This window comes from Ruegeria sp. BG5 (assembly GCF_056538425.1).
Genome location: NZ_JBQFTC010000009.1, coordinates 81,681 through 104,839 on the forward strand (window position 1 = coordinate 81,681; position 23,159 = coordinate 104,839).

At 57.3% G+C, this 23,159-nt stretch carries 35 protein-coding genes; 1 reads left to right on the top strand and 34 read right to left on the bottom strand.

From position 1 onward, the window contains the following. Positions 1-106: 106 nt before the first annotated feature. The 4 genes from ACR0KX_RS19770 to ACR0KX_RS19785 all read right to left on the bottom strand — a co-directional run bounded on the left by ACR0KX_RS19770 (position 107) and on the right by ACR0KX_RS19785 (position 3,117). A complete protein-coding gene (locus ACR0KX_RS19770) occupies positions 107-754 on the bottom strand; it encodes an adenylate kinase (protein WP_170624834.1) in 648 nt (215 codons plus the stop codon). After that, positions 751-2,115 (bottom strand): preprotein translocase subunit SecY, encoded by a 1,365-nt coding sequence (gene secY, locus ACR0KX_RS19775; RefSeq protein ID WP_170456125.1) that lies wholly within the window; start codon positions 2,113-2,115, stop codon positions 751-753. Before secY ends, ACR0KX_RS19770 begins: the two co-directional genes overlap by 4 nt. 109 nt (positions 2,116-2,224) lie before the next feature. Then, a complete protein-coding gene (gene rplO, locus ACR0KX_RS19780; protein ID WP_170456127.1) occupies positions 2,225-2,698 on the bottom strand; it encodes a 50S ribosomal protein L15 in 474 nt (157 codons plus the stop codon). Positions 2,699-2,901: 203 nt separating this feature from the next. Continuing rightward, positions 2,902-3,117, bottom strand: coding sequence for a DUF1127 domain-containing protein (locus ACR0KX_RS19785; protein WP_170524959.1), 216 nt, complete (start codon positions 3,115-3,117; stop codon positions 2,902-2,904). A gap of 267 nt (positions 3,118-3,384) precedes the next feature. Between ACR0KX_RS19785 and ACR0KX_RS19790 the strand changes: the two genes are divergently transcribed. Next, positions 3,385-4,329 carry a homocysteine S-methyltransferase family protein gene (locus tag ACR0KX_RS19790; RefSeq protein WP_170624835.1) on the top strand — a complete coding sequence of 315 codons (945 nt, stop codon included), beginning with the start codon at positions 3,385-3,387 and terminating at the stop codon, positions 4,327-4,329. Between the two features lie 78 nt (positions 4,330-4,407). On the opposite strand, the gene rpmD is transcribed toward ACR0KX_RS19790, so the two are convergent. From rpmD to ACR0KX_RS19940, 30 genes are all read right to left on the bottom strand, one after another. Continuing rightward, on the bottom strand, positions 4,408-4,596 hold the full coding sequence (gene rpmD / locus ACR0KX_RS19795) for a 50S ribosomal protein L30 (RefSeq protein ID WP_170456133.1): 189 nt from the start codon (positions 4,594-4,596) through the stop codon (positions 4,408-4,410). Positions 4,597-4,609: 13 nt separating this feature from the next. After that, on the bottom strand, positions 4,610-5,173 hold the full coding sequence (rpsE, locus tag ACR0KX_RS19800) for a 30S ribosomal protein S5 (protein ID WP_170356677.1): 564 nt from the start codon (positions 5,171-5,173) through the stop codon (positions 4,610-4,612). Between the two features lie 183 nt (positions 5,174-5,356). After that, positions 5,357-5,716, bottom strand: coding sequence for a 50S ribosomal protein L18 (gene rplR / locus ACR0KX_RS19805; protein WP_039523386.1), 360 nt, complete (start codon positions 5,714-5,716; stop codon positions 5,357-5,359). Positions 5,717-5,727: 11 nt separating this feature from the next. Further along, positions 5,728-6,261 (bottom strand): 50S ribosomal protein L6, encoded by a 534-nt coding sequence (gene rplF, locus ACR0KX_RS19810; protein ID WP_170456135.1) that lies wholly within the window; start codon positions 6,259-6,261, stop codon positions 5,728-5,730. An 11-nt stretch (positions 6,262-6,272) separates the two neighbouring features. Next, positions 6,273-6,665: a 30S ribosomal protein S8 gene (gene rpsH / locus ACR0KX_RS19815; protein WP_068340741.1), complete on the bottom strand. Its 393-nt coding sequence runs from the start codon at positions 6,663-6,665 to the stop codon at positions 6,273-6,275. A gap of 13 nt (positions 6,666-6,678) precedes the next feature. After that, positions 6,679-6,984: a 30S ribosomal protein S14 gene (gene rpsN / locus ACR0KX_RS19820; protein WP_068340744.1), complete on the bottom strand. Its 306-nt coding sequence runs from the start codon at positions 6,982-6,984 to the stop codon at positions 6,679-6,681. Between the two features lie 19 nt (positions 6,985-7,003). After that, on the bottom strand, positions 7,004-7,564 hold the full coding sequence (gene rplE, locus ACR0KX_RS19825; protein WP_170524974.1) for a 50S ribosomal protein L5: 561 nt from the start codon (positions 7,562-7,564) through the stop codon (positions 7,004-7,006). After that, on the bottom strand, positions 7,557-7,868 hold the full coding sequence (rplX, locus tag ACR0KX_RS19830) for a 50S ribosomal protein L24 (protein ID WP_170456139.1): 312 nt from the start codon (positions 7,866-7,868) through the stop codon (positions 7,557-7,559). Before rplX ends, rplE begins: the two co-directional genes overlap by 8 nt. A gap of 2 nt (positions 7,869-7,870) precedes the next feature. After that, the gene (gene rplN, locus ACR0KX_RS19835) at positions 7,871-8,239 is read right to left on the bottom strand and encodes a 50S ribosomal protein L14 (protein WP_008757934.1); all 369 of its coding nucleotides are present in this window, start codon (positions 8,237-8,239) and stop codon (positions 7,871-7,873) included. A gap of 76 nt (positions 8,240-8,315) precedes the next feature. Then, positions 8,316-8,546, bottom strand: coding sequence for a 30S ribosomal protein S17 (gene rpsQ, locus ACR0KX_RS19840; RefSeq protein WP_068340771.1), 231 nt, complete (start codon positions 8,544-8,546; stop codon positions 8,316-8,318). A 4-nt stretch (positions 8,547-8,550) separates the two neighbouring features. After that, entirely contained in the window at positions 8,551-8,757 is a 207-nt protein-coding gene (gene rpmC, locus ACR0KX_RS19845; protein ID WP_010437082.1) for a 50S ribosomal protein L29, read from the bottom strand. An 801-nt stretch (positions 8,758-9,558) separates the two neighbouring features. Continuing rightward, positions 9,559-10,179 (bottom strand): 2OG-Fe(II) oxygenase family protein, encoded by a 621-nt coding sequence (locus tag ACR0KX_RS19850; protein WP_170624836.1) that lies wholly within the window; start codon positions 10,177-10,179, stop codon positions 9,559-9,561. Between the two features lie 169 nt (positions 10,180-10,348). After that, positions 10,349-11,662 (bottom strand): ArsB/NhaD family transporter, encoded by a 1,314-nt coding sequence (locus tag ACR0KX_RS19855; protein WP_480708728.1) that lies wholly within the window; start codon positions 11,660-11,662, stop codon positions 10,349-10,351. 78 nt (positions 11,663-11,740) lie between these two features. Then, positions 11,741-12,229, bottom strand: coding sequence for a CBS domain-containing protein (locus tag ACR0KX_RS19860; RefSeq protein ID WP_480708729.1), 489 nt, complete (start codon positions 12,227-12,229; stop codon positions 11,741-11,743). Between the two features lie 227 nt (positions 12,230-12,456). Continuing rightward, entirely contained in the window at positions 12,457-12,933 is a 477-nt protein-coding gene (locus ACR0KX_RS19865; RefSeq protein ID WP_480708730.1) for a YHS domain-containing (seleno)protein, read from the bottom strand. Positions 12,934-13,123: 190 nt separating this feature from the next. Further along, complete coding sequence (locus ACR0KX_RS19870; RefSeq protein ID WP_480708731.1) at positions 13,124-13,663, bottom strand: amino acid synthesis family protein; 540 nt, start codon at positions 13,661-13,663, stop codon at positions 13,124-13,126. A 160-nt stretch (positions 13,664-13,823) separates the two neighbouring features. After that, positions 13,824-14,237 (bottom strand): 50S ribosomal protein L16, encoded by a 414-nt coding sequence (gene rplP, locus ACR0KX_RS19875; protein ID WP_058283513.1) that lies wholly within the window; start codon positions 14,235-14,237, stop codon positions 13,824-13,826. A gap of 12 nt (positions 14,238-14,249) precedes the next feature. Next, a complete protein-coding gene (gene rpsC, locus ACR0KX_RS19880; protein WP_008758042.1) occupies positions 14,250-14,960 on the bottom strand; it encodes a 30S ribosomal protein S3 in 711 nt (236 codons plus the stop codon). Beyond that, on the bottom strand, positions 14,960-15,340 hold the full coding sequence (gene rplV, locus ACR0KX_RS19885; RefSeq protein WP_039538267.1) for a 50S ribosomal protein L22: 381 nt from the start codon (positions 15,338-15,340) through the stop codon (positions 14,960-14,962). The genes rpsC and rplV overlap by 1 nt, the downstream gene beginning before the upstream one ends. A 3-nt stretch (positions 15,341-15,343) precedes the next feature. Next, complete coding sequence (gene rpsS / locus ACR0KX_RS19890) at positions 15,344-15,622, bottom strand: 30S ribosomal protein S19 (protein ID WP_005980699.1); 279 nt, start codon at positions 15,620-15,622, stop codon at positions 15,344-15,346. Positions 15,623-15,625: 3 nt separating this feature from the next. Further along, positions 15,626-16,468 carry a 50S ribosomal protein L2 gene (gene rplB / locus ACR0KX_RS19895; RefSeq protein ID WP_170356688.1) on the bottom strand — a complete coding sequence of 281 codons (843 nt, stop codon included), beginning with the start codon at positions 16,466-16,468 and terminating at the stop codon, positions 15,626-15,628. 226 nt (positions 16,469-16,694) lie between these two features. After that, positions 16,695-17,723 carry a hypothetical protein gene (locus ACR0KX_RS19900; RefSeq protein ID WP_480708732.1) on the bottom strand — a complete coding sequence of 343 codons (1,029 nt, stop codon included), beginning with the start codon at positions 17,721-17,723 and terminating at the stop codon, positions 16,695-16,697. Between the two features lie 83 nt (positions 17,724-17,806). Beyond that, on the bottom strand, positions 17,807-18,715 hold the full coding sequence (locus ACR0KX_RS19905) for an alpha/beta hydrolase (protein ID WP_170624841.1): 909 nt from the start codon (positions 18,713-18,715) through the stop codon (positions 17,807-17,809). A gap of 79 nt (positions 18,716-18,794) precedes the next feature. Then, positions 18,795-19,829 (bottom strand): fatty acid desaturase, encoded by a 1,035-nt coding sequence (locus ACR0KX_RS19910; protein WP_480708733.1) that lies wholly within the window; start codon positions 19,827-19,829, stop codon positions 18,795-18,797. 165 nt (positions 19,830-19,994) lie between these two features. Continuing rightward, complete coding sequence (locus tag ACR0KX_RS19915) at positions 19,995-20,291, bottom strand: 50S ribosomal protein L23 (RefSeq protein WP_008757532.1); 297 nt, start codon at positions 20,289-20,291, stop codon at positions 19,995-19,997. Next, positions 20,288-20,905, bottom strand: a complete 618-nt coding sequence (gene rplD / locus ACR0KX_RS19920) for a 50S ribosomal protein L4 (RefSeq protein ID WP_155148664.1) — start codon at positions 20,903-20,905, stop codon at positions 20,288-20,290. Before rplD ends, ACR0KX_RS19915 begins: the two co-directional genes overlap by 4 nt. Continuing rightward, positions 20,902-21,627, bottom strand: coding sequence for a 50S ribosomal protein L3 (gene rplC / locus ACR0KX_RS19925; RefSeq protein WP_170351686.1), 726 nt, complete (start codon positions 21,625-21,627; stop codon positions 20,902-20,904). The genes rplD and rplC overlap by 4 nt, the downstream gene beginning before the upstream one ends. An 18-nt stretch (positions 21,628-21,645) precedes the next feature. After that, the gene (gene rpsJ / locus ACR0KX_RS19930; RefSeq protein ID WP_008756422.1) at positions 21,646-21,960 is read right to left on the bottom strand and encodes a 30S ribosomal protein S10; all 315 of its coding nucleotides are present in this window, start codon (positions 21,958-21,960) and stop codon (positions 21,646-21,648) included. Between the two features lie 198 nt (positions 21,961-22,158). Beyond that, the gene (locus ACR0KX_RS19935; protein WP_480708734.1) at positions 22,159-22,875 is read right to left on the bottom strand and encodes a hypothetical protein; all 717 of its coding nucleotides are present in this window, start codon (positions 22,873-22,875) and stop codon (positions 22,159-22,161) included. 195 nt (positions 22,876-23,070) lie between these two features. Continuing rightward, positions 23,071-23,159: EF-Tu C-terminal domain-related protein (locus tag ACR0KX_RS19940; RefSeq protein WP_299642092.1), on the bottom strand; the 89-nt coding region annotated here is incomplete at its 5' end.

Here is a 23,159-nt window from a genome sequence, read left to right on the forward strand (position 1 = left end):
CGGGGCAAACGGAACGAATCCCGCTTGCGGTCTTGATTCCCAATGGGGATGGGGGTCGATATGGGCTTTTCCGGTTCAGGTCAAGCCCATAAACGGTTCAACCTTTTCAGGCGTCCAGAACCTGCGCGATCGAGCCCTGAACCTCGGCGATCTCGCCCAGCCCGTTGACCTTGGTCAACGCACCTTTGGCATAGTAATAGCCGATCAGCGGCGAGGTCTTTTTGTAGTATTCCATCAGACGGGTCTTGAGGCTTTCCTCATTGTCGTCGGCGCGGCGCTTGAAGTCGTTTTCCTTGCCGCAGTTGGTGCATTTGCCATCTGCAGGAATCGGCTTGGTGATGTCGTTATAGCCTTCACCGCAACCGCCACAGGTCGACCGGGCCGTGATGCGCTGAACCAGCGCGGTATCGTCGACCTCCATCTCGATCACCGCGTCCAGGCTGTTGCCGGTGCTGTCCAGCAATTCACCCAGCGCGTCCGCCTGAGCCAGCGTGCGCGGGAAACCGTCAAAGATGAAACCACCTTCGGCACCCTGTTCCAGCTTTTCGCGGATCAGGCCGATGACGATCTCATCGGTGACCAGCTCACCCTTGGCCATGACCTCGGCCACGCGGTTGCCCATCTCGGTGCCGCTGTCCTTGGCCTCGCGCAGCATGTCACCAGTGCTCAGCTGGACCATGCCGCGTGTTTCGACCAGGTGACGCGCCTGCGTCCCTTTACCTGCCCCCGGGGGGCCAAGAAGAATGATGTTCATCGACGAGCGGGTCCCTTCCTGCCGCGTTTCTTGCTTTTGCCGCGCAGTTGGGACTTTTCGATCAGCCCTTCGTATTGATGCGCCAGCAAATGGCTCTGAACCTGCTGGATCGTGTCCATGGTTACAGAGACGATAATCAGAACCGAGGTGCCGCCGAAGTAGAACGGGATGGCAAACTGGCCCCGAAGGATTTCAGGCAACAGACAGACCGCTGCCAGATAGGCCGAGCCCAGAACCAGCACGCGGTTGACCACGTATTCCAGATATTCGGCGGTTTTCTTGCCCGGACGGATACCGGGAACAAAGCCGTTCTGTTTTTTCAGATTGTCCGCCACATCATCCGGTTTGAACGACACGTTGAATGTGTAGAAATAGGCGAAGAACACGATCATCGAAGCAAAGAACAGCAGATACAGCGGCTGTCCGGGTCCAAAGTTGGCCAGCATCCAGGACATGATCGGACCGTTGGCCGCCCCCGACGAGAAGGTCGAGATCGTCACCGGCAGCAGCAGCAGCGAGCTGGCAAAGATCGCAGGGATCACGCCCGCCGGGTTGACCTTGACTGGCAGGTGGCTGGATCCACCCTCATAGACTTTCATACCGGCCTGACGGCGCGGGTACTGAATGTGGATCTTGCGCAAGGCGCGCTCCATAAAGACCACAAAGGTGATCACGGCGATGACCATGACGATCACACCAACGATCACTGCAGGGCTGATCGCGCCGCTGCGGCCCGAGGCAAAGAACTGCGCCAGCGCAGCCGGAACCTCGGCAATGATGCCGACGAAGATGATCAGGGAAATCCCGTTGCCGATGCCGCGCGCGGTGATCTGCTCACCCAGCCACATCAGGAACATGGTGCCGCCGACCAGAGTGATCATGGTCGAAAACCGGAAATACAGCCCCGGATCGGTCGCCAGATCGCCCGATTCCAGCGACACGGCCAGACCATAGGCCTGAACGGTGGCCAGCGCCACGGTGCCGAAACGGGTGTACTGGTTGATCTTCTTGCGCCCCTGCTCGCCCTCTTTCTTGAGCTGTTCGAGCGCGGGAACCATAGATGTCAGCAGCTGCACGATGATCGAGGCCGAGATATAAGGCATGATGCCGAGGGCAAAGATACCCATCCGACCCAGCGCCCCGCCGGTGAACATCGAAACCATGCCGCCGATGCCCTGCCCCGCCTGTTCCATGAACTCGCGCAGCGCCTGTCCGTCAATGCCCGGCACCGGAATGAAGGTGCCCAGACGATAGACGATCAGCAAACCCAGCGTGAACAGGATGCGGTTGCGCAGATCGGTGGCTTTGCCAAGGGCAGCCCAGCTTGTATTGGCTGCCATTTGTTCTGCTGCTGATACCATAAATCGGTCTCTCTTATGCAAACGCCGCCCGGAACCGTTTTCCGGCTCGGACGGCGTCTAGGAAAACTGTGAGGTCTATGTAAGCGGGTCTGGGCCCGCTCACAAGCGCTTACTCTGCCGCAGCAGCTTTTGTGACCTTAAGTGAGCCGCCCGCTTTCTCGACCGCTTCGACAGCGGCTTTCGAGGCACCGGTGACTTCCAGGTTCACTTTGGCGCTGATTTCGCCCTTGGCCAGAACGCGGATGCCGTCCAGCTTGCGACGAACCAGACCAGAGGCAACCAGTGCGTCTTCGGTGATCGCAGCTTTGGCGTCCAGCTTGCCGGCATCGACGAATTTCTGGATCAGGCCCAGGTTGATAACGGCGAATTCCTTGCGGTTCGGCTTGTTGAAGCCGCGCTTGGGCAGGCGCTGGTACAGCGGCATCTGGCCGCCTTCGTAGCCGTTGATGGCCACACCCGAACGGGATTTCTGGCCTTTGATACCACGGCCACCCATTTTACCTTTGCCGGAACCCGGACCACGGCCAACGCGGGTGCGTTTCGGTGCGGCGCCAGGATTGTCGCGTAATTCGTTCAGTTTCATTTCGCTTCTCCTTAGCCGGATGTGACCCCCGAAGCGTGATGGGCCAACCACGGCGTTTCTTGGTTTTGATTCTCGTGGACGGAAATCCACCGGAGCGCTCTACAGCGTTGTGCCTTCAGTTGCAAGGTTTGTTGTCGATTGCCGCCAAAAGGCAAAAGAGGCGCCCGAACGGCGCCTCTTTCACTGTGAGTGGTGGGGTATTTTTACGAGCAATATGCATGCTCACGCGCGATATCCGCGATATCGCAGCGACGGACACCGATGTCGTCCAGTTCGCGGTTGCTCAGACGCTGCAGCTCGGAATAGGTGCGCTGGTATTCCGCCGCACGGGCACGGGCTGCCTTGATGCGCTCAACCAAGGTCGCAACGCGGGCGCTGAAGTTGAATCCGGTGTTCGAAAAAGTAGCTGTGTTTGCCATATCTCATTTCCTTTCTGTATTGGGGCGTATTCCCCAATGTTCGCTTGTTTGTTCCTTGCTTGGACAAGGCTCAGATAGGCGTGGCTGGTAACGCTAACAACGGAAGTTTCGGTCTAGCCGGTATGCGTTTCGGGAATGGCACGACCAAGCGCCAATTGATCGAAACCTTCTGGCCCGGCAAACCAGAATTGGCCCGATTGCTTCTCACGTTTCGAAAAAATTGGTAGTCTTGCGCAGAAGTCAGCGCAGGATGCAGGGTGCGAAATCATGTCATTGGATCTTCTGACCAAGGGGGAAAAGTACTTTCTTGTATTCACGGGAACCGGCACCGATCTGATTTTCAACCGAGGCGTCGAGCTGCCGGGCTTTGCGTCATTTCCCCTGCTCGAGCATCCGGACACACGCGCAATTCTGGCTGACCAGATGGCCGAACTGGCGCAATTGGCGGGGGAACTGGGCCTTGGATGCATTTTAGACGCGCCCACCTGGATGGCAAATGCCGATCGCGCGGCACCCTTGGGATATGACAAGGATCGACTGGATGCGGTCAATCGGGATGCAGTGTCCTTGATGGATGAAATCCGTCGGTCAGCCGGTCGCGACGACATTCTGGTATCCGCCTGCATCGGACCTCGTTACGATCCATATGCTGACATTCCCGCCATGCCAGTAGACGAAGCCTGCGCGTATCATACTGCTCAGCTGGCCACGCTGAAAGAAACCAGCGTTGACCTCGTCACCGCCTACACGTTCAATCGTCCCTCCGAGGCGATTGGGTGCATTCTTGCAGCGCGGCGTCTGAGTCTGCCCATCGTGATGTCATTGGTTGTGGAAACCGACGGTCGGCTGGCCAGCGGCCTGAGTCTTGCCGAAGCGATAGACCAAATAGATGAAGCGACAGATGCGTCAGCGCTGTTCCATATGGTGAACTGCGCCCATCCGTCCCATTTTGCGGGTGCCATGGACAATCATCCCCGGTTGAAAGGGGTCGTTGCCAATGCCTCAAGCTGCTCGCACGCCGAACTCGACGAGGCCGAGCATCTTGACGAAGGCAACCCGTGGCAACTGGGACGGGAAATTGCCCAAATTGTGAAAGAAAACCCGTCTGTGCATGTATTCGGCGGGTGCTGTGGGACAGATATGCGCCACCTGCGTCGTATGGGTTCGGAAGTGAACGCTGACGTGATTTCGAGGAAGGAAACGAGACTTTAGGCTCGTCAAATCGAAACCCTCAAACGAAAAACACCCCCGAAAGTTCCGGGGGTGTTTTCACTTGAAGTTCAATCGCGCTTAGTCGCGCTCTTCGATGATCTCAACCAGATGCGGGATCTTGTTGACCATGCCGCGGACCGAAGGCGTATCCTCTAGCTCGCGTGTGCGGTGCATCTTGTTCAGGCCCAGACCGATCAGGGTTGCGCGCTGTTCGGCGGGGCGGCGGATCGGGGAACCGATCTGCTTGACGACGATGGTTTTTGCCATTGCTCGCTACTCCTTACGCTTCGGCTTCAGCCGGTGCTTCGTCCCGCTTGGGCAGGATGTCGGCAACTTTTTTACCACGACGTGCGGCAACCGAACGCGGGCTCTGCTCTTTCTGCAGGCCGTTGATGGTGGCGCGGATCATGTTGTACGGGTTCTGCGAGCCCAGCGACTTGGACACAACGTCCTTGACGCCCAGCATTTCGAACACGGCACGCATCGGACCACCGGCGATGATACCGGTACCTTCAGGCGCGGTGCGCATAACCACTTTACCGGCGCCGTGACGGCCTTCGATGTCGTGGTGCAGAGTCCGACCTTCGCGCAGTTGCACGCGGATCATCTGACGCTTGGCTTGTTCGGTCGCCTTGCGGATGGCTTCAGGTACTTCTTTCGCTTTACCCTTGCCAAAGCCGACGCGGCCTTTCTGATCGCCAACAACCACCAGAGCGGCGAAGCCAAAGCGCTTACCACCTTTTACGGTTTTCGACACGCGGTTGATTGCGACCAGACGATCGGCAAATTCCGGTGCTTCTTCACGGTCGCGGCCACGGCCCCGACGGTTTTCACGTTCTGCCATTTGGCATCCCTTTTCTCATGTGGCGCTTGTCGCGCCAGTTTTCTCAATCGAAGTGAGCCACGAAAGAAATCCAGGCCCCCCGATCATCGAGGCGGGCGGACCCGCCTACAAAGCAAGATGGGTGCAAGCACCCATCCTACGGTTCTTTGTCGTGTAGGATGGGTGCTTGCACCCATCGCCACATCAGATCTTCAGACCACCTTCACGCGCGGCGTCGGCAACTGCCTTCACCTTGCCGTGGAACAGGAAGCCACCACGATCGAAATAGGCCTCTTCGACGCCTGCCTTCTTGGCACGCTCGGCGATGGCCGCGCCCACTTTGGTGGCCGCTTCGACGTTGTTCTTGCCAACTACACCCAGATCTTTTTCCAGGGTCGAGGCCGAAGCCAGGGTCACGCCACGAACGTCGTCGATCAGCTGGACGCTGATATTCTTGTTCGAACGGTGAACCGACAGGCGTACACGGCCGGCGTTGACTTTGCGAAGTTTGTTCCGAACGCGCAGGCGGCGCTTCAGAAACAGGGTTCTTTTGCTGTTTGCCATTGTCTGCGTCCTTACTTCTTCTTGCCTTCCTTGCGGAAGATGAACTCGCCCTTATATCGGATGCCCTTTCCTTTATACGGCTCGGGGCGGCGCCATTCGCGGATTTTGGCCGCGACTTCGCCCACCTGCTGCTGGTCGATACCTTCCACAACGATCTCGGTCTGCTTCGGCGCGGTGATGGTGACACCTTCCGGAGCAGTGAAATCAACATCGTGGCTGTAGCCCAGGTTCAGCTTCAGGGTGTTGCCCTGCATCTGCGCCCGGTAACCAACACCCTGGATCTCCAGCTCTTTTTTGAAGCCAGTCGTCACACCGGTTACCAGATTGGCAACCATGGTGCGGCTCATGCCCCACTGCTGGCGGGCACGCTTGGACATGCCACGGGGGTCGATCTTGACCACGTTGTCTTCAACCGACAGCGTAACGTCGTCGGTGGCGGTGAAGCTGCGGGTGCCTTTCGGACCCTTCACTTCGATGGTCTGACCTGACACAGAGGCGGTTACGCCGCTGGGCAGCTCGACCGGTTTTTTACCAATACGAGACATTGCAGACCTCCTTAGAAGACGGTGCAGAGCACTTCGCCGCCAACATTGTTGGAGCGAGCGTTTGCGTCCGACATCACACCTTTCGGAGTGCTGACAATCGACACGCCCAGACCCTGACGGACCTGCGGGATGTCATTGACGCCCATATAGACGCGACGGCCGGGCTTCGAGACCCGCTTGAGTTCGCGAATGACAGGGGTGCCTTCGTAGTATTTCAGGCTGATTTCGATGGCCGGATGACCGTTTTCACCGGTCGTCTTTTCATAGCCACGGATGTAGCCTTCGTCCGCCAGCACATCCAGAACCCAACCGCGCAGCTTGGAAGCCGGGGTGGAAACGGTGGACTTGCCGCGCATTTGCGCGTTGCGGATACGGGTGAGCATATCGCCGATAGGATCATTCATATCTATGTCTCCCTTACCAGCTCGATTTCACCATGCCGGGGATCTGACCAGCAGAACCCAGCTCGCGCAGCGCGATACGGCTGACCTTCAGCTTACGGTAGTAAGCGTGGGGACGACCGGTCAGCTGACAACGGTTGTGCAGACGGGTAGCCGAGCTGTTGCGCGGCAGTTTCGCCAGTTTCAGACGTGCTTTGAAACGCTCTTCCATCGGGCGGCTCTCGTCATTCGCGATTTCTTTCAGCTCGGCACGCTTTGCGGCATATTTGGCCACCAGGCGTTCGCGCTTCTTCTCGCGTTCGATCATTGCTTTTTTAGCCATGTCTCAATCCTCCCGGCGCTTACGCGTTGAACGGCATGTTGAAAGCTTTCAACAGTGCCTTAGCTTCAGCGTCGGTTTTCGCTGTGGTGGCAATTACGATATCCAGGCCCCAGACCTCGTCGACCTTGTCGAAGTCGATTTCCGGGAACACGATGTGCTCTTTCATGCCCATGGCAAAGTTGCCCTGACCATCGAAAGACGGCTTAACACCGCGGAAGTCACGAACGCGCGGCAGCGCGATGGTTATCAGACGATCCAGGAATTCGTACATCCGGTCACCGCGCAGGGTGACTTTCGCGCCCAGCGGCATGTCTTCCCGGACGCGGAAACCCGCGATCGACTTCTTCGCCTTGGTTGAAACGGCCTGTTGACCAGCGATTGCAGTCAGATCCTCGACAGCAGCTTTCGCTTTCTTCGAGTCTTTGACCGCCTCAGCACCACAACCGATGTTCAGAACGATTTTGTCCAGCTTGGGCAGCTGCATGTCGTTCTTGTAGCCGAACTCTTCTTTCAGAGCGGCACGGATGGTTTCAACGTACTGAGCTTTCAGACGCGGGGTATAGGTTGCGGAATCAAGCATCGATCACGTCCCCTGTGGTCTTGGCGAAGCGGACCTTCTTGTCACCTTCCATGCGGAAGCCAACGCGGGTTGCTTTGCCGTTCTTGTCCAGCAGCGCCAGGTTCGACAGCTCGATCGGGTTTGCCTGAGGCAGGCGACCACCTTGCGAGTTCTGCGACTGACGGGTGTGGCGGATGGCGATGTTGATGCCATCGACAACAGCTTTACCGGCTTTGGGGTCAACCGAGGAAATGGTTCCCTCTTTGCCCTTGTCCTTGCCGGCCAGCACGACGACCTTGTCGCCTTTGCGGAGTTTAGCAGCCATGATTACAGCACCTCCGGAGCCAGCGAGATGATTTTCATGAAGTTCTTGCCGCGCAGTTCGCGAACAACGGGGCCAAAGATACGGGTACCTACGGGCTCATTGTTGTTGTTCAGGATGACGGCGGCGTTGCGATCGAAGCGGATCGCGGTGCCGTCTTCGCGACGGACTTCCTTGGCGGTGCGTACGACGACGGCCTTGCGGACGTCACCTTTCTTTACGCGGCCGCGCGGGATGGCTTCCTTCACCGAGACGACAATGATGTCGCCGACGGAGGCGTATTTACGCTTGGAACCACCCAGGACCTTGATGCACTGAACTCGGCGTGCGCCGGAGTTGTCAGCGACATCCAGATTGGTCTGCATCTGGATCATGTGGTTTCTCCCGACCTGTGGGGGCTGGTCTTGTTAGATCCCCCAGGGTTTCGACAAATGGGAAAATACCGGAGGCTTACGCTTCCAGAACTTCCCAACGTTTCGTCTTCGATTTCGGCGCGCATTCGATGATGCGGACTGTGTCACCGACCTTGAAGGCGTTCTTTTCATCGTGAGCCCGGTATTTCTTGGACTTACGGATGGTTTTCTTCAGAACCGGATGCGTAAAGCGGCGCTCGACGGATACGGTTACGGTCTGTTCGTTGGCGTCGCTGGTCACGGTGCCTTGCAGGATACGCTTGGGCATCTGATTACTCCTCGGATGCCGCGGCAGCGGCCTTTTCGTTCAGAATGGTTTTGACACGGGCAGCATTGCGGCGGGCCGCTTTGATACCGGCTGTGTTTTCCAGCTGACCGGTTGCCTGTTGAAAGCGCAGGTTAAAGCTTTCTTTCTTCAGGTTGGCCAGTTCCTCGCGGAGCTGGTCCGGGGTCTTGTCACGCAGTTCTTGGGCGTTCATCGCCTTTTTCCTTTGCTCAAAACACCAGAAGGCCCCGTATACGGGTCACCTTTGACCTGGTGGATGAATGATAGACATACGAATCGCCCGACAACGCCGGGAGATCGCAGGATGCCGCCGTATAAGGGTTTGGGGGGTGGGTGGCAAGAGGAAGTTTGGGGAAAGCAATATTGCATTTTTTTCTTCGTGTGGCTTCTATCTGAAGGTCACATCTTCAAGCACGACACTGATCTGTGCGTTCTCTCGAAACTTGACATACGAAGCCATCCAACGATTAGCGTTGGTTATGATCGACACAGCCGAGTTGTTTCCTTGCTCATCCTCACTATCCCATTCGAAAAGAGAGTCGGAAAAACACATGGAGCGAGTAGAAAATGGGGGCGTGACTAAATCAAACTCCCTTTCTCGGAGATCGACAAGAACATTTCTCGCCTGACCGTTTATCCAAACCTCAAGACTAACTGCGGCACGCGCAACACGTCTAAAACTATAGTTTTTCAAAGTTACGTTGATTGGAGCAGCTGATCAACAACCATCGTTTTCTGACCCATCTGGATCCCACAAGGAGGCTTTGGCGCTAACGCCGTAGAAATTTGCAAAGGTGATTGAAAGCAAGAGGATTGAAACTGCAAGTATTACCAGAATCCACCGAGGCATTGGCTAAAACGTCCTTCAATACAAATTTCGCACTTTTGAGTGTTCTCAGATAATCTGAATTGCAAACGGTTTCCGCCCAAAGGGCTCCGCCCGTTCGCCCCTCAATCGCTCCACCGGAGCGATTGCCGCTGCGCGGACCGGGACTCACTCCCACTTATAGTTAAAGCTGACACTGATCCGTTCGTCCTCGGCCATGTTCATCGGCACCTCGTGGCGCAACCAGCTTTCCCAGAGCAGAACATCGCCCACCTGCGGCTTCATATAGATGAACGGTTGCAAGTCCCGCCGACCACCCTTGATCCGGGTCGGCGCGGCCATCATGCGGCCTGATCTTGGGTCTTCCAGTTTCAGCGCGCTCGCCCCTTCGGGCATTGCCACGTAGGTCGTACCTGAAATGACGCTATGCGGATGCAGGTGGCTGGAGTGCATCCCGCCCTCGGGCAGGATGTTGATCCACAGATCCTCCAGCTTCAGCGTGCCCTCGCCCAGATCGAACTCCAGATCCTTGGCAAAGGCCGCGACGTGCTGGTCCAGCGCCTTGACCAGATCGGCGAAGATCGGGAACCGCCATGGCAGATCGGTCAATGAGGCATAGCTGGTATAACCGGGATAACCGTTCTCTTCGCACCATTCCTGCCCGGCCTCATCATCCTCGGCAATGACAAGGCAGGAGCTTTCCAACTCATCCGCGTCGATCTTGGGATCGAACTCGGACAAGGCGGCGCGGTAGAGACGGGTTACGAAGAGTGATTCAATCTGTGCCATGCCCCGGCTATAGCCCAGCCGGGGCGCAAGGGCGAGACCAGCCGCCTTAGAAAAGCGGCTGGTCGGGTGCGACCAATCATTAAGCGTTTATTGTGTATCGAAATGCGCTGCCTCGACCTTCGGTCGAACGCGCCTTCCGATGCTTGCACTCGGCTAAAAGCCAAACGCTTTAATAGAAGTAGCGCAGCCAGATATAAACGTTGGCGATCATCAGGGTCAGGATCATGATCGGGAAGGCCATGATCGCGAATTTTACGAAGCCGATGGGCTGCTTGGCCTTCTCGGCAAAGGCCGCGACGGTCAGGTTGGCGCTTGCGCCCAACAGCGTGCCGTTGCCACCCAGACAGGCACCAAGGGCCAGCGACCACCACAAGGGCTCGATCGCCTCGGGGCCGCCAAACGTGTCGGCGGTGGATTCGATCAGCGGGATCATCGTCGCCACAAAGGGGATATTGTCCAGAATGGCCGACAGAATGCCCGAAGCCCAGAAGATGAAGAACGCGGTCCACATCATGTCGCCTTCGGTCAGTTCCAGAACCTTCTGGCCGAAGAAGTCCAGCAGACCCACGTGTTCCACACCCGCGACAATCACAAACAGGCCGCCGAAGAAGAAGATCGTGATCCACTCGACCTCGCCAAAGATGTGGTGCACGGATTCGGATTGCTCTTCGCCGTGCTGGTGACCATAGGCCAGCAGCATCAGCAACGCCGCACCCGCCAGCGCCGAGGTGCCGGGCTGGACGCCATAGCTGTGGCCCAGGGTGAAGCCCAGCAAAACCAGCGCCAGAACGAACAGGGATTTGATCATCAGCCGGACATCGGTGATAGCTTCGTCTTCGTTGAAGCGCATGATCTTTTCACTGGCGGATTTTGGAATGGCGGCCAGCGTGCGGCGGTTCATCAGGTAGATGATGCCGGTCAGAACAACCAGACAGATCGCCGAGATCGGGGCCAGATTGACCACAAACTCGTTGAAACTCAGCCCGGCGGCCGAGCCGATGATGATGTTGGGCGGGTCACCGATTAGCGTGGCCGTACCACCAACGTTCGAGGCCAGAATTTCGGCAAAGAAGAACGGAAAGACCGGTGTTTCCAACGCATCTGTGATCAACAGGGTAATCGGCGCGATCAGCAATACCGTGGTCACGTTGTCCAGAAGCGCGGAAAATACCGCCGTGATCAGCGTCAGCATGATCAGGATGCCGGTCGGGTTCGCGTTCACAAGCTTCGACGCCTTGATCGCCACATATTGAAACAGCCCGCATTTGCTGGTGATCCCCACAATCACCATCATGCCGATCAGCAGCGCAAGCGTGTTTGCATCCACCCCGGCGACGGCCTGTTCCTGATTGAGGATGCCAAACAGCACCATCAGCGACGCGCCCAGCATCGCCAGAATGGCGCGGTTCACCTTTTCAGTGATCAGCACCGCGTAAACGGCGACAAGAATGCCAGTGGCAATCCACAGAGGATCAACCCCCAACAGTTGAGGAACGGAGAACGCGTGTTCTCCATGCGAAACAGAATGATCGGTCACAATTTTGGTCCGGTATTTTAGGGGTTAACTCAGCGCGTGATCTATCAGCGAGTTTGGGCTGACTGTGCCGACAAACCATTTGGTGTCGGGCTCAACCAGGAACACATGGCGCTTGAATTTGTGGATCAGGAAGATGCCCTCCATCACTGGCGTATCCGGGGCGGTCACGGGGATATTGGCCGGGTTGGACGTGTGGTCCCCGACCCGTTCCTCATTCAGTCGCGTGACCTGTTCGCGGAAATCTTCCTTGGTCAGATCCATGAAGCTCAGGTTGCTGATCGGCACCCGGCTTGTTTCCGAGCTCATGCCGATCAGTGCGGCCTTGGGCAGGATCATCTTGATCAGGGTCGGTGCGGTAAACACACCCAGAAACTTTCCGTTCTCGTCGACAACCGGAAGAAAGCGCACCCGGCTGTCCCGAATGATATCGAACGCTTTTGCGACAGTGTCATCCGGATGTATCGTTTTCTGCGTTTCAGGCGAGACCATCACGTCCCGGCAGGTAAGGCCCATCGTTTTCCTCGGCTTTCGAACTGTATCGCGGCGCTCAGCTGTTTTTGCTGGTTGGCGAAAGCACACTTGCACACTTGCCAAACACCGAGCCCGCGAGAGAATGTCGTTGATGCGGGCGTCATTTCACTAACCGGTGGGATTGGCCAGACTTCAAATCGATTTTTTTTAAGGACGTCGGGTGAATATCGCGCCCGACACACGTTTTGGCGGACGGAAACGCCCAAACGCTATTGCTGCAACAGGTCGGGCCAGTACCCGTTCGCCTTAGCGATATTCTCATCGATCCTGTTGGCCCAGATGCGCCGGACCTCGATGCTGTAATTCAGGTAAAGTTTGTCGTCCCAGATACGCCACGCAATCGGGTCCACGTCCGCCACGGCATTCTGACTTGCGGCATAGGCACAATAGCCGCCGAACTGAGGGGCAAACCTGTCCGGGTCAGACAGAAATTCTTGCCGGTTTTCGTCGTTCAGAAATACCCAGGTGGCCCCTTTGTAATCTGCAGTGATCTCGGGATCGCCTTTTTGCGGATTGCCGCCGCGCCAATAGCTCATGACGTCGTAGCCGTTCATGGCCAGACCGTTGAAATGGCCCAGGTTCACTTCGGGTGAGGCCGCCCCGAGAGGTGTCGCGCCAAACAAAACCGCAAAAGTCAGGAACACAGACACCACGACATCGTGGATGGTTCGGACAATGGTCGTCATGGCGGTCCTTCCCGGCAAAGTTACCGTGAACCCTGCCACGTCTGACGCCACAATGCCATTCAACTGTGGGTGCGCATGACCATAGCGCAACAGGACGCCCCGCCGACTGCCCGACCGGGTTGGTTGTTTCAAGGCCGGGTTTTCAGACTGCCCCCTTCTGGCCGACACCCGCTTTGGTTCAGGCCTTAATCTATGATGCGCCCCTTGCCGCAGCGTGGCGTCGGGCGACCGCCATCGGCATAGGCCACACACAACACCACCTCATCGGGCAATGGCGCGTCAGATATAGGGTCATCGTATCGTAGTGGTTGATCGACCATGGATCGTCCTTGTGCCCCAGCGGCAAGTCCAGGGCGCAACCCGGAGCACCCAGTTTGGCGTTCGACGGGATGACAGCCTCACCGCCGCCAATCGCCGCGCGCATCGGGGCGCCAAGCTTGGGGTGGATGAGTGCTCCGCCATGCTCGGCATCTCCGTTCAGGCCCACAATCGCGGCCTTTCCGTATGAGATCGGCGCAGCCTTCAACTCGGCAACAGCGTCAGCCACCAATTCCGCGCCCAATGTGCCGCCAATGTCGAACAACGCACTCAGATCCTCGGAAAACACGCCCGCCAAAGGGTTTTTGAACACCGCCACAGCCGCGACACGGGTGATCGGCGCGCAGGGCTGGCCCATCTGGTCAGAGGTAATTACCTCTTTGAAAAGGAGTTTCTTACGCAGCTGAACCATCGAGGCCTCCTGTTTTTCCGACAGCAAATCAGGGGCGACCTTGTGGTGCCTCAGCCAAATACGCAATCCAAATCCAACGCCATGACACAGAAATGAAAAACCCCCGCCGGTATCCCGACGGGGGTCAATCTTGTCACGAACGGGGTTACCCCCGGAACGCTTACCAGTCTTCGCGAACCACGACGCGGGTCTTGATCGGCAGCTTCATCGCGGCCAGGCGCAGGGCCTCGCGGGCGATATCGTCATTGACGCCGTCGATCTCGAACATCACGCGGCCAGGCTTGACCTTGCAGGCCCAACGGTCGACCGAACCTTTACCTTTACCCATACGAACTTCGATCGGCTTGGCCGTGACCGGAGTGTCGGGGAAGATGCGGATCCAGACGCGGCCCTGACGCTTCATGTGACGCGTCATGGCACGACGTGCAGCTTCGATCTGGCGTGCGGTAACACGCTCAGGCTCAAGAGCTTTCAGGCCGTATGTGCCAAAGTTCAGATCAGAGCCGCCCTTGGCGAGACCCTTGATCCGGCCTTTGTGCATCTTGCGGAATTTAGTACGCTTTGGTTGAAGCATATCTTTCCCTCCTTAGCGACGACCGCCACCAGCACCACGAGGTGCAGGGCCGTCCTGGAGTTCCTGTGCTTTACGGTCACGTGCCTGCGGATCGTGCTCCATGATCTCACCTTTGAAGATCCAGACCTTGATCCCGATGATCCCATAGGGGGTCATCGCTTCGGCATGTGCGTAATCGATGTCGGCACGCAGGGTGTGCAGAGGCACGCGGCCTTCGCGGTACCACTCGGTCCGTGCGATTTCGGCGCCGCCCAGACGACCAGCGACGTTCACCCGGATACCCAGGGCGCCCATGCGCATGGCGTTCTGAACCGACCGCTTCATCGCGCGGCGGAACGAGACACGACGCTCCAGCTGCTGAGCGATGGACTCGGCAACCAGCTGCGCGTCAAGCTCGGGCTTGCGCACTTCGACGATGTTCAGGTGCAGTTCGCTGTCGGTCATACGAGCAAGCTTTTTGCGCAGAACTTCGATGTCTGCACCTTTCTTGCCGATGATGACACCGGGACGTGCAGTGTGGATCGTAACGCGGCACTTTTTGTGCGGACGTTCGATGATCACACGGGCAACACCGGCCTGCTTGCACTCTTTGTTGATGAACTCACGGATCTTGAGGTCTTCCAGCAGAAGATCACCGTAGTCCTTGGTGTCGGCGTACCAGCGGCTGTCCCAGGTGCGGTTGACCTGCAGGCGCATGCCGATCGGATTTACTTTATGACCCATTAGGCTTGCTCCTCAACTTGACGCACCTTGATGGTGATCTCCGAGAACGGCTTCATGATCTTGCCGAAACGGCCACGGGCACGCGGACGACCACGCTTCATGACCAGGTTCTTGCCAACCCATGCTTCGGCGACGATCAGCTCGTCAACGTCCAGGTTGTGGTTGTTTTCGGCATTCGCGATTGCGGACTGCAGGCACTTCTTGACGTCCTGCGCGACACGCTTGTTCGAGAAAGTCAGGTCGGTCAGAGCCTTTTCGACTTTCTTGCCGCGGATCATTTGCGCAACCAGGTTCAGTTTCTGCGGGCTGGTGCGAAGCATGCGGGTTTTCGCCATTGCTTCGTTTTCAGCCACGCGGCGGGGGTTCTTTTCCTTGCCCATGACTTACTTCCGCTTCGCTTTTTTGTCTGCGGCGTGGCCATAATAGGTCCGGGTCGGCGAGTATTCACCGAACTTCTGACCGATCATGTCTTCCGAGACGTTGACGGGAATGTGCTTCTGGCCGTTGTACACACCAAAGGTCAGACCCACGAACTGGGGCAGAATGGTGGAACGACGCGACCAGATTTTGATGACTTCGTTGCGGCCCGACTCGCGCGCTGCTTCGGCTTTTTTCAGCACGTAAGCATCGACGAAAGGACCCTTCCAAACAGAGCGAGACATGGATTAACGTCCCTTCTTCTTGGCGTGCCGCGAGCGGATGATCAGCTTCTGGGACGCTTTGTTCTTGTTGCGGGTACGCTTACCCTTGGTGTCCTTACCCCACGGTGTAACCGGTGTACGGCCACCCGAGGTCCGACCTTCACCACCACCGTGCGGGTGATCGATCGGGTTCATTGCAACACCACGAACCGACGGACGAACGCCCTTGTGGCGCATACGACCGGCTTTACCGAGGTTCTGGTTGGAGTTGTCGGGGTTGGACACGGCACCAACGGTGGCCATGCATTCCTGACGGACCATGCGCAGCTCGCCCGAGCTCAGACGGATCTGAGCGTAGCCGCCATCGCGACCAACGAACTGAGCGTAAGTACCGGCCGCACGTGCGATCTGACCGCCTTTACCAGGTTTCATCTCGATGTTGTGGACGATGGTACCGATGGGCATACCCGAGAACGGCATTGCATTGCCCGGCTTGATGTCGGCCTTTGCCGACGCGATGACCTTGTCACCAACAGCCAGACGCTGCGGAGCCAGGATATATGCCTGCTCGCCGTCTTCGTATTTTACCAGTGCGATGAATGCGGTCCGGTTCGGGTCATATTCGATCCGCTCGACGGTTGCCGCGACATCAAATTTGTTCCGTTTGAAGTCAACGATCCGGTAGAGACGCTTTGCGCCACCGCCGCGGCGGCGTGAAGTGATCCGTCCGGTGTTGTTCCGGCCGCCCGATTTGGTCAAACCCTCAGTGAGAGACTTGACCGGACGTCCTTTCCAAAGCTCCGAACGGTCGATCAGCACCAGCCCGCGCTGGCCCGGCGTCGTCGGCTTGTACGACTTGAGTGCCATGCTTTCTGTCTTCCGTTTAGCAAGTGCAGGGGGTTTCCCCGCTATGTGATAGGCCCCCGTAGGTGCCAAGGGTATAGGGCCCCGAAGGTCCCCGGTTACAAATATCAGAGGCCCCGGAACGAATCCGAGGCCGCAAGATTGGGAGCGTGTAACAGATCAATTGCACACCGTCCACAGCAAAGGCGCACTTTTCTAAGCAGCGGAGCCGATTGCCCGAAACAAGGCGCTAGTCCAACCAATGTTCAGGTTTTCGTTCAAGCAACCAAGGCGCCGTGTTTCGGAGGGCCCGAACAAACCGCGCATTGAAATCTTCGGCAATTTCTTTTCCGGCGTCTCGCCCAATCGTTGTGCCTTGCTGCGAGTCCCTGCTCATGACCTCGTCAAGCCGACTAGGATCCACTTCCAGTTCCCCGACTTCCTGCGCGATCCTCTCGGCTTGCCGCAGCGGATCAGCAACCAGTGCCCCATAGCTTATCACACTTATCTTCAGACCACGCGCTTTTGCCAGACGCATGGACTCAACCATGTCACTTAACCGCCGGGCCAAACCTACAGGTCGCCCGCCCCACAGCCTGTGCCTGGACCTGGCCCAGGAAACGGGATCTCGTACCAGGAATAAGCATACCGATTCCGGATGGTGACTGCACAGGTCTTCACAGAATGGCGTCACGTTTGACCGCAGCTTTATGCCCATGCTTTTCTGCCCTGCCAAGCGGGTTTTATCCGCGATATCTGCAAGAGCGACCCGAGTCAGCATTCGGAAATCCGCAGGCTGATGATGCAATTTCGGGTTGCCCGCGAGATTGGTTAGAGCGTCCGGTTCAGACCAGGTCAAAAGACCAGCCGCATCACATATCTTGGCAAACAGCGTCGATCCGCAGCGACCAATCGAAAATATGAAAACCGGTCGCGCCGTCAACGGCCGTTGCCAGGATCCGAGATTGCCAAACTTAACCGCGTACCCGTCAGTCGCATTTTGTCGAATGCCCTGATAGTAAAAGCTGTAGCCGGACAGCGAAGCTTCATCCTTTACACGACACCAAAACACCTCGGAGTTTTCTGCGTCGATATGGTGGATATGCAGGTTCGCGAAAGCCTCAGGGCTGAGTGTCACGGGTCCTTCGTCTGCCAGCCGAAGAACATGGCGCGAAGACACAGCTGTTTTCGACTTTCGCGTACCAACGACCCGATACTTCTGGGCCGGGATAGGCGCTGCGTTGTCGGCCTGCTTTACCGTCTGAGAATCTCTGGTCATTCTGCGCGTTTTGTTTTCATTGTTGTCACTCGGGTCTTTCAGGCTGTGGCGCAAAGTACTTCTCTGTGAACTCTATAAAAGTCTCACGATAAAACCGCAGAATATCCTGCGAAACGGGCTGGTTCTCGGAAAAAAAACTCCATACTGTGGTAAACGCCCGGCCTCGTGTCGAAAACCACGTCCACGCCCGCGTTGCGCAGCGCTTCGACCATTGCTGAGGTCTGGGCATGGACCAGATCGCATTCGCCAACAAAGGTGAAGGTTGGCGGCAGGCCGGACCAATCTTTCGTGCGGATTGGGGCCTCATAGGCCGTTACATCGGCACCGCCCCGTCGCCCTGCCCCCAAAAGCCGGTCCCATCCAAACCGGTTCAACGATGGCGGCCAACTCTGATCGGCCGGTGCGACTGGCGTCCAGTTGGCCTCGTCGTCATCGATCATCGGGCAGATCGGGAACTGGAACGCGACATTGACCTCACCGCGGTCACGCGCGCGCAGTGCGGTGGACAGGACCAGCCCACCTCCGGCGCTTTCGCCGCCGAGAATGATCTGGTCGGGCCGTCCGCCGATCTCGTGGGCATTGCGGGCCGCCCACACCAACGCGTCATAACAATCGTCATGCGCCGCCGGGTAGGGCATATCCTTTGCCAGCCGATAGTCGGGAACCACAAATACGGCGTCCGTCGCTTTCAGCAGATTGGCGATCGGTTTGAGCGACGAGCTTTCCGGCGTCCCGATCAGGTATCCGCCGCCATGTAGATGCACGACAACAGGCAGGGGTTCCTTCTGCGCTTTAGGCGAGATCACAAGGGTCCGGACCGAGCCCGAGCCGTCGCTGCGCGGAATCTGAATCTCGCGGCATTGATACGTCTCCGGAAGCGGTGCTATCGGGTGTTTCGACAGGGCATCCAGCAGCCTGACCGCCCACAGTTTTGCGGGCCAGTTGCGCAACAACTTAACAGCAAAGGGTACATTCTTTGGATCGACTTTCATGTCCACTCCCCGACGTTTCACCGCGGCGTTCCCAGGGCCACATGTGCTTTATTACGCCGTTCCGCTTGCGCTCCACCCATTATCCATAAAGCGCACGGGCTTCGGCGAAAGACAAAAGACGGCGGCTTTTCTCGTCCCACAGGTGCAAGCGGGCGTTGGCAAAGCTCTCGCGGATGGTCATTCGGTTGCTGTTTGCCAATTCGTCATGGTCCCGCAGCACTTCGGTCAGGCGGTAGAACGGAATTCGGCTGTACAGATGATGGACGTGATGGATGCCAATATTGGCACTAAACCATTGCAGAACGGATGGCAGGATATAATGCGAACTGCCGTGCAGGGCGACCTCGTGCAGTCGCCAGTCCTTATCGGGATCCCACTGCGTCTCTTCAAACTGATGCTGAACGTAAAACAGCCAGACACCCGCTGTTGCGGCCAGCAAGGTCGAGGGCAGGAAAATCAGCAACAACGGCATCAGCCCGCCAAAGTGGTAGATGGCCAGCAATGCCAGCAGGATGGCCAGATTGGTGGCCATCGCGCTGATCCAGAATTTCATGTGCCCCGTCAAACCAAGCGGCAGGCGATTCTGGAGCAGAAACAGATAGCCCGGCCCAAAGCCAAACAAGGTGATCGGGTGACGATACACACGATACCAAAGCCGGTTTAAGGGGCTCAGCGCCTGATACTCGGCCACGGTCAGGGTGTGGATATCGCCCATCCCGCGCTTGTCCAGATTGCCCGAGCTGTTGTGATGCGTGGAATGCGTGCGGCGCCAGACGTCATAAGGGGTCAGGGTCAGCACTCCGATAATCCGCCCGACCCAGTCACTGACCGTCCGGTTGCTGAAGAACGCCCCGTGCCCGCAATCATGCTGGATCGCAAACAGGCGCAGCAAAAAGGCCGCATTGAGGACCGAGATTGCAAAAGCCAGCCAATAGCTGACCGACAGAAGCGCCCAGGACAAAGCCCATAGCGCAAAAAATGGAACTATGCTGACGCCAAGCTCGAATGCGCTGCGCATCTGGTTCGGCTCACGGTATTTGGCCAGCGTCGTCACCCAATCCCGCGCTGCGGCCATTTCCGGTTTTCCCGGGGTCGAATCTATGGGTCGAGTCATACGCCTGCCATTTTATTACGTTTGCAACCGGATAGAGGAACACTCCGGCATCGCAAGCGGTTTATGGAATTGCCGCGACGTCGCGAGATCAATTTCCAGTGTCACCGCCATACGAAAAAACCCCCGCTCTCGCGGGGGTTCTGTTCTTTTCCAAAGACGTTCCGATCAGAGACCGGTGGATACGTCGATGGTGTTGCCCTCTTCCAGGGTCACATATGCTTTTTTGACGTCTTTCCGACGGCCCAGCTGGCCGCGGAACCGCTTGACCTTGCCTTTGGTCACGGTGGTGTTCACCGCTTTGACCTTCACACCAAACAGCGCCTCAACGGCCTCTTTGATCTGCGGCTTGTTGCTGTCGATCGCCACTTCAAAGACAACCGCGCCGTTTTCGGACGCCATGGTCGACTTTTCGGTGATGATCGGCTTGCGGATCACGTCGTAGTGTTCTGCCTTCGCGCTCATTTCAGACGAGCCTCCAGTGCTTCGACAGCCGCTTTGGTGAGCACCAGAGTGTCACGCTTGAGGATGTCATAAACGTTTGCACCCATCGACGGCAGGATATCCAGACCTTCGATGTTGCGCGACGCCTTCAGGAACCCTTCGTTCACGGTCGCGCCGTCGATGACCAGAGCGCGTTTCCAGCCCAGGTTTGCAACCTGTTTGGCCAGAGCGGCGGTCTTGCCTTCGGCTTCGGCGTTCTCGATCACAACCAGTTCACCTGCCTTGGCTTTGGCCGACAGAGCGTGGCGCAGGCCAAGCTTGCGGAACTTCTTCGGCAGGTCGTGGCCGTGCGAACGCGGGGTCGGACCCTTGTAGATACCACCCTTGCGGAAGATCGGCGCGTTACGGTCACCATGGCGTGCGCCACCGGTGCCCTTCTGGCGATAGATCTTCTTGGTCGAGTAGCTGGTTTCCGAGCGGGTCTTTACCTTGTGGGTGCCGGCCTGCGCGTTGTTGCGCTGCCAACGGACCACACGGTGCAGGATGTCCGCACGAGGCTCGAGACCGAACAGATCGGCGTTCAGCTCGATGTCGCCGGCTTTGCCGCCGTCCAGTTTGATTACATCAAGTTTCATGCTTCACCACCTTCCGCGGGAGCTTCTTCCGCAGGTGCTTCGGTTGCAGCCGATTTCACAGCAGCCGGGAAAGGCAGGCCTTCCGGTGCTTTCTTCTTCACGGCGTCCTTGACGGTGACCCAGCCCGATTTCGGTCCGGGAACGGCGCCTTTGATGAAGACCAGACCACGGTCGGCGTCGGTTTTGACAACCTCCAGGTTCTGGGTGGTGACACGGGCAGCACCCATGTGACCGGCCATCTTCTTGCCTTTGAAAACCTTGCCCGGGTCCTGACACTGACCGGTCGAACCGTGCGAACGGTGGCTGATCGAAACACCGTGCGAGGCGCGCAGACCACCGAAGTTGTGGCGCTTCATCGCACCGGCAAAGCCTTTACCGATCGAGGTGCCCGACACGTCAACTTTCTGACCTTCCAGGAAGTGTTCTGCCGAAATCTCGGCGCCCACTTCGATCAGGCCATCTTCGGAGACGCGGAACTCGGCCAGCTTACGCTTGGGCTCAACCTTTGCAGCGGCGTAGTGACCGCGCATGGCTTTCGAGGTGCGTTTTGCCTTGGCAGCACCGGCGCCCAGCTGAACGGCGGTGTAGCCGTCTTTGTCAGCGGTACGCTGTGCAACGACCTGCAGGTTGTCCAGGTGAAGAACGGTCACAGGGATCTGTTTGCCGTCTTCCATGAACAGGCGGGTCATGCCAACTTTTTTTGCGATAATACCAGAGCGCATAATCTATACCCTCCGATCTTACGACTGCAGTTTGATCTCGACGTCCACACCAGCAGCGAGGTCGAGCTTCATCAGCGCGTCAACGGTCTGGGGGGTCGGATCAACGATGTCGAGCAGACGCTTGTGCGTGCGGATCTCGAACTGGTCGCGGGATTTCTTGTCAACGTGAGGGCCACGGAGAACCGTGAACTTCTCAATCTTGTTCGGCAGCGGGATCGGGCCGCGCACGTTCGCGCCGGTCCGCTTGGCAGTGTTGACGATCTCTTGCGTGCTGGCATCCAGAACGCGATAGTCAAATGCCTTCAGCCGAATACGGATGTTTTGGCTTTGCATAGATACAGCCTTTTATCAGGCGTTGGGGTTGAGAGGAGGACAAGCGCGCATCGCCAACCCTCTTCGAACCCAAAAGGCGGGAATCACCCCGCCTTGACGTTCTTATCGAGAACTCGCGCGTATTAGTGGGGTTGGTGGGGTTTGGCAAGGGGGAAATGGCTGTCCTTGACAAACCGATGGTCACCAAAACAGCGCGCCTCAGATGTAGCCAGGCTTTTGCAGTCTTTCATAAAGACCAGCGGCCAAGTTCATGTCCCAACCATCTGAGGGTACCGTCCGCCACTCGTTGTCTTCTGACCAAACCCCGTTCCGGTACTGGACAAATAGAATTCTGAGGAAGTCTGGCTCAAACGAGCACGTTTTTCCTTTCAGTGTTTCCAATGTCTGTACAGGCAAATTTTCGAGTGCAGCGGCGATACTTTCATCATCTGCAGCTTCATATTCTGACAGTCTCCAGCAATGCTCATACACTAACCAAGGCCCGAACGAGTCTGTCCAAGCCCAGCCGCGTCGTGCCCTTTCCATGTAGCCGCAAGCACAGAAGGCCTCGCATATTCTTGTCGTTGAGTTGTTTTTGGGCACTACGGGCACGTAATGGTCAGCAAACTCGTCTGCGTAGTGCGAATGACAAGCGAAAGCCTCAAGCAGTTCGTCAAGATCATCACGTCGATAGTCTGTTGGCAGCTCGATGCTTTGACCGGCTTCCCAAGTAAGCAAGCCGTAGATTCCCTCATTGCGCATTAACCCCGCCCGGGTCAAAGCGCTAAACCCCTTTTCAAAGTTGGACTGCCCACCGGCGTGCAAAAGCGTTGGTGCTGGTGACATGTGCTGCGAGCGCCAAGACATCTCATGAGCAGGCCAAGGAAGAATGGATAATGCCAAAGACCGCTCGTTGGAACTAAGCTCTCGATTCATTTGGGAAATACCGTTCTTTGCAATTGTGTTTGTGAGACCAGTTACCAATCTGACTGCGAGATTGTCCATCGGTAGAAACATGATGGAAACCTTTCGACCAAAAAGGCCGCCCCTTGTGGGAGCGGCCTTCTTTAGTTCGACGGTGTGGGCTCTCATTGCTCATTCAGAGCAACTGCCGCCCACCGCTTTCCAAAATTATTCAATAATTTTGGAAACAACACCCGCACCAACGGTGCGGCCACCTTCGCGGATGGCGAAGCGCAGACCGTTTTCCATCGCGATCG

Excerpts from the sequence above, each read along its gene's own strand:
- ACR0KX_RS19770 (WP_170624834.1), bottom strand. The coding sequence starts at position 754 with ATGAACATCATTCTTCTTGGCCCCCCGGGGGCAGGTAAAGGGACGCAG.
- secY (WP_170456125.1), bottom strand. The coding sequence starts at position 2,115 with ATGGTATCAGCAGCAGAACAAATGGCAGCCAATACAAGCTGGGCTGCC.
- rplO (WP_170456127.1), bottom strand. The coding sequence starts at position 2,698 with ATGAAACTGAACGAATTACGCGACAATCCTGGCGCCGCACCGAAACGC.
- ACR0KX_RS19785 (WP_170524959.1), bottom strand. The coding sequence starts at position 3,117 with ATGGCAAACACAGCTACTTTTTCGAACACCGGATTCAACTTCAGCGCC.
- ACR0KX_RS19790 (WP_170624835.1), top strand. The coding sequence starts at position 3,385 with ATGTCATTGGATCTTCTGACCAAGGGGGAAAAGTACTTTCTTGTATTC.
- rpmD (WP_170456133.1), bottom strand. The coding sequence starts at position 4,596 with ATGGCAAAAACCATCGTCGTCAAGCAGATCGGTTCCCCGATCCGCCGC.
- rpsE (WP_170356677.1), bottom strand. The coding sequence starts at position 5,173 with ATGGCAGAACGTGAAAACCGTCGGGGCCGTGGCCGCGACCGTGAAGAA.
- rplR (WP_039523386.1), bottom strand. The coding sequence starts at position 5,716 with ATGGCAAACAGCAAAAGAACCCTGTTTCTGAAGCGCCGCCTGCGCGTT.
- rplF (WP_170456135.1), bottom strand. The coding sequence starts at position 6,261 with ATGTCTCGTATTGGTAAAAAACCGGTCGAGCTGCCCAGCGGCGTAACC.
- rpsH (WP_068340741.1), bottom strand. The coding sequence starts at position 6,665 with ATGAATGATCCTATCGGCGATATGCTCACCCGTATCCGCAACGCGCAA.
- rpsN (WP_068340744.1), bottom strand. The coding sequence starts at position 6,984 with ATGGCTAAAAAAGCAATGATCGAACGCGAGAAGAAGCGCGAACGCCTG.
- rplE (WP_170524974.1), bottom strand. The coding sequence starts at position 7,564 with ATGCTTGATTCCGCAACCTATACCCCGCGTCTGAAAGCTCAGTACGTT.
- rplX (WP_170456139.1), bottom strand. The coding sequence starts at position 7,868 with ATGGCTGCTAAACTCCGCAAAGGCGACAAGGTCGTCGTGCTGGCCGGC.
- rplN (WP_008757934.1), bottom strand. The coding sequence starts at position 8,239 with ATGATCCAGATGCAGACCAATCTGGATGTCGCTGACAACTCCGGCGCA.
- rpsQ (WP_068340771.1), bottom strand. The coding sequence starts at position 8,546 with ATGCCCAAGCGTATCCTGCAAGGCACCGTGACCAGCGACGCCAACGAA.
- rpmC (WP_010437082.1), bottom strand. The coding sequence starts at position 8,757 with ATGAACGCCCAAGAACTGCGTGACAAGACCCCGGACCAGCTCCGCGAG.
- ACR0KX_RS19850 (WP_170624836.1), bottom strand. The coding sequence starts at position 10,179 with ATGGCACAGATTGAATCACTCTTCGTAACCCGTCTCTACCGCGCCGCC.
- ACR0KX_RS19860 (WP_480708729.1), bottom strand. The coding sequence starts at position 12,229 with ATGGGCCTTACCTGCCGGGACGTGATGGTCTCGCCTGAAACGCAGAAA.
- ACR0KX_RS19865 (WP_480708730.1), bottom strand. The coding sequence starts at position 12,933 with ATGACGACCATTGTCCGAACCATCCACGATGTCGTGGTGTCTGTGTTC.
- ACR0KX_RS19870 (WP_480708731.1), bottom strand. The coding sequence starts at position 13,663 with ATGGTTCAGCTGCGTAAGAAACTCCTTTTCAAAGAGGTAATTACCTCT.
- rplP (WP_058283513.1), bottom strand. The coding sequence starts at position 14,237 with ATGCTTCAACCAAAGCGTACTAAATTCCGCAAGATGCACAAAGGCCGG.
- rpsC (WP_008758042.1), bottom strand. The coding sequence starts at position 14,960 with ATGGGTCATAAAGTAAATCCGATCGGCATGCGCCTGCAGGTCAACCGC.
- rplV (WP_039538267.1), bottom strand. The coding sequence starts at position 15,340 with ATGGGCAAGGAAAAGAACCCCCGCCGCGTGGCTGAAAACGAAGCAATG.
- rpsS (WP_005980699.1), bottom strand. The coding sequence starts at position 15,622 with ATGTCTCGCTCTGTTTGGAAGGGTCCTTTCGTCGATGCTTACGTGCTG.
- rplB (WP_170356688.1), bottom strand. The coding sequence starts at position 16,468 with ATGGCACTCAAGTCGTACAAGCCGACGACGCCGGGCCAGCGCGGGCTG.
- ACR0KX_RS19900 (WP_480708732.1), bottom strand. The coding sequence starts at position 17,723 with ATGACCAGAGATTCTCAGACGGTAAAGCAGGCCGACAACGCAGCGCCT.
- ACR0KX_RS19905 (WP_170624841.1), bottom strand. The coding sequence starts at position 18,715 with ATGAAAGTCGATCCAAAGAATGTACCCTTTGCTGTTAAGTTGTTGCGC.
- ACR0KX_RS19910 (WP_480708733.1), bottom strand. The coding sequence starts at position 19,829 with ATGACTCGACCCATAGATTCGACCCCGGGAAAACCGGAAATGGCCGCA.
- ACR0KX_RS19915 (WP_008757532.1), bottom strand. The coding sequence starts at position 20,291 with ATGAGCGCGAAGGCAGAACACTACGACGTGATCCGCAAGCCGATCATC.
- rplD (WP_155148664.1), bottom strand. The coding sequence starts at position 20,905 with ATGAAACTTGATGTAATCAAACTGGACGGCGGCAAAGCCGGCGACATC.
- rplC (WP_170351686.1), bottom strand. The coding sequence starts at position 21,627 with ATGCGCTCTGGTATTATCGCAAAAAAAGTTGGCATGACCCGCCTGTTC.
- rpsJ (WP_008756422.1), bottom strand. The coding sequence starts at position 21,960 with ATGCAAAGCCAAAACATCCGTATTCGGCTGAAGGCATTTGACTATCGC.
- ACR0KX_RS19935 (WP_480708734.1), bottom strand. The coding sequence starts at position 22,875 with ATGAATCGAGAGCTTAGTTCCAACGAGCGGTCTTTGGCATTATCCATT.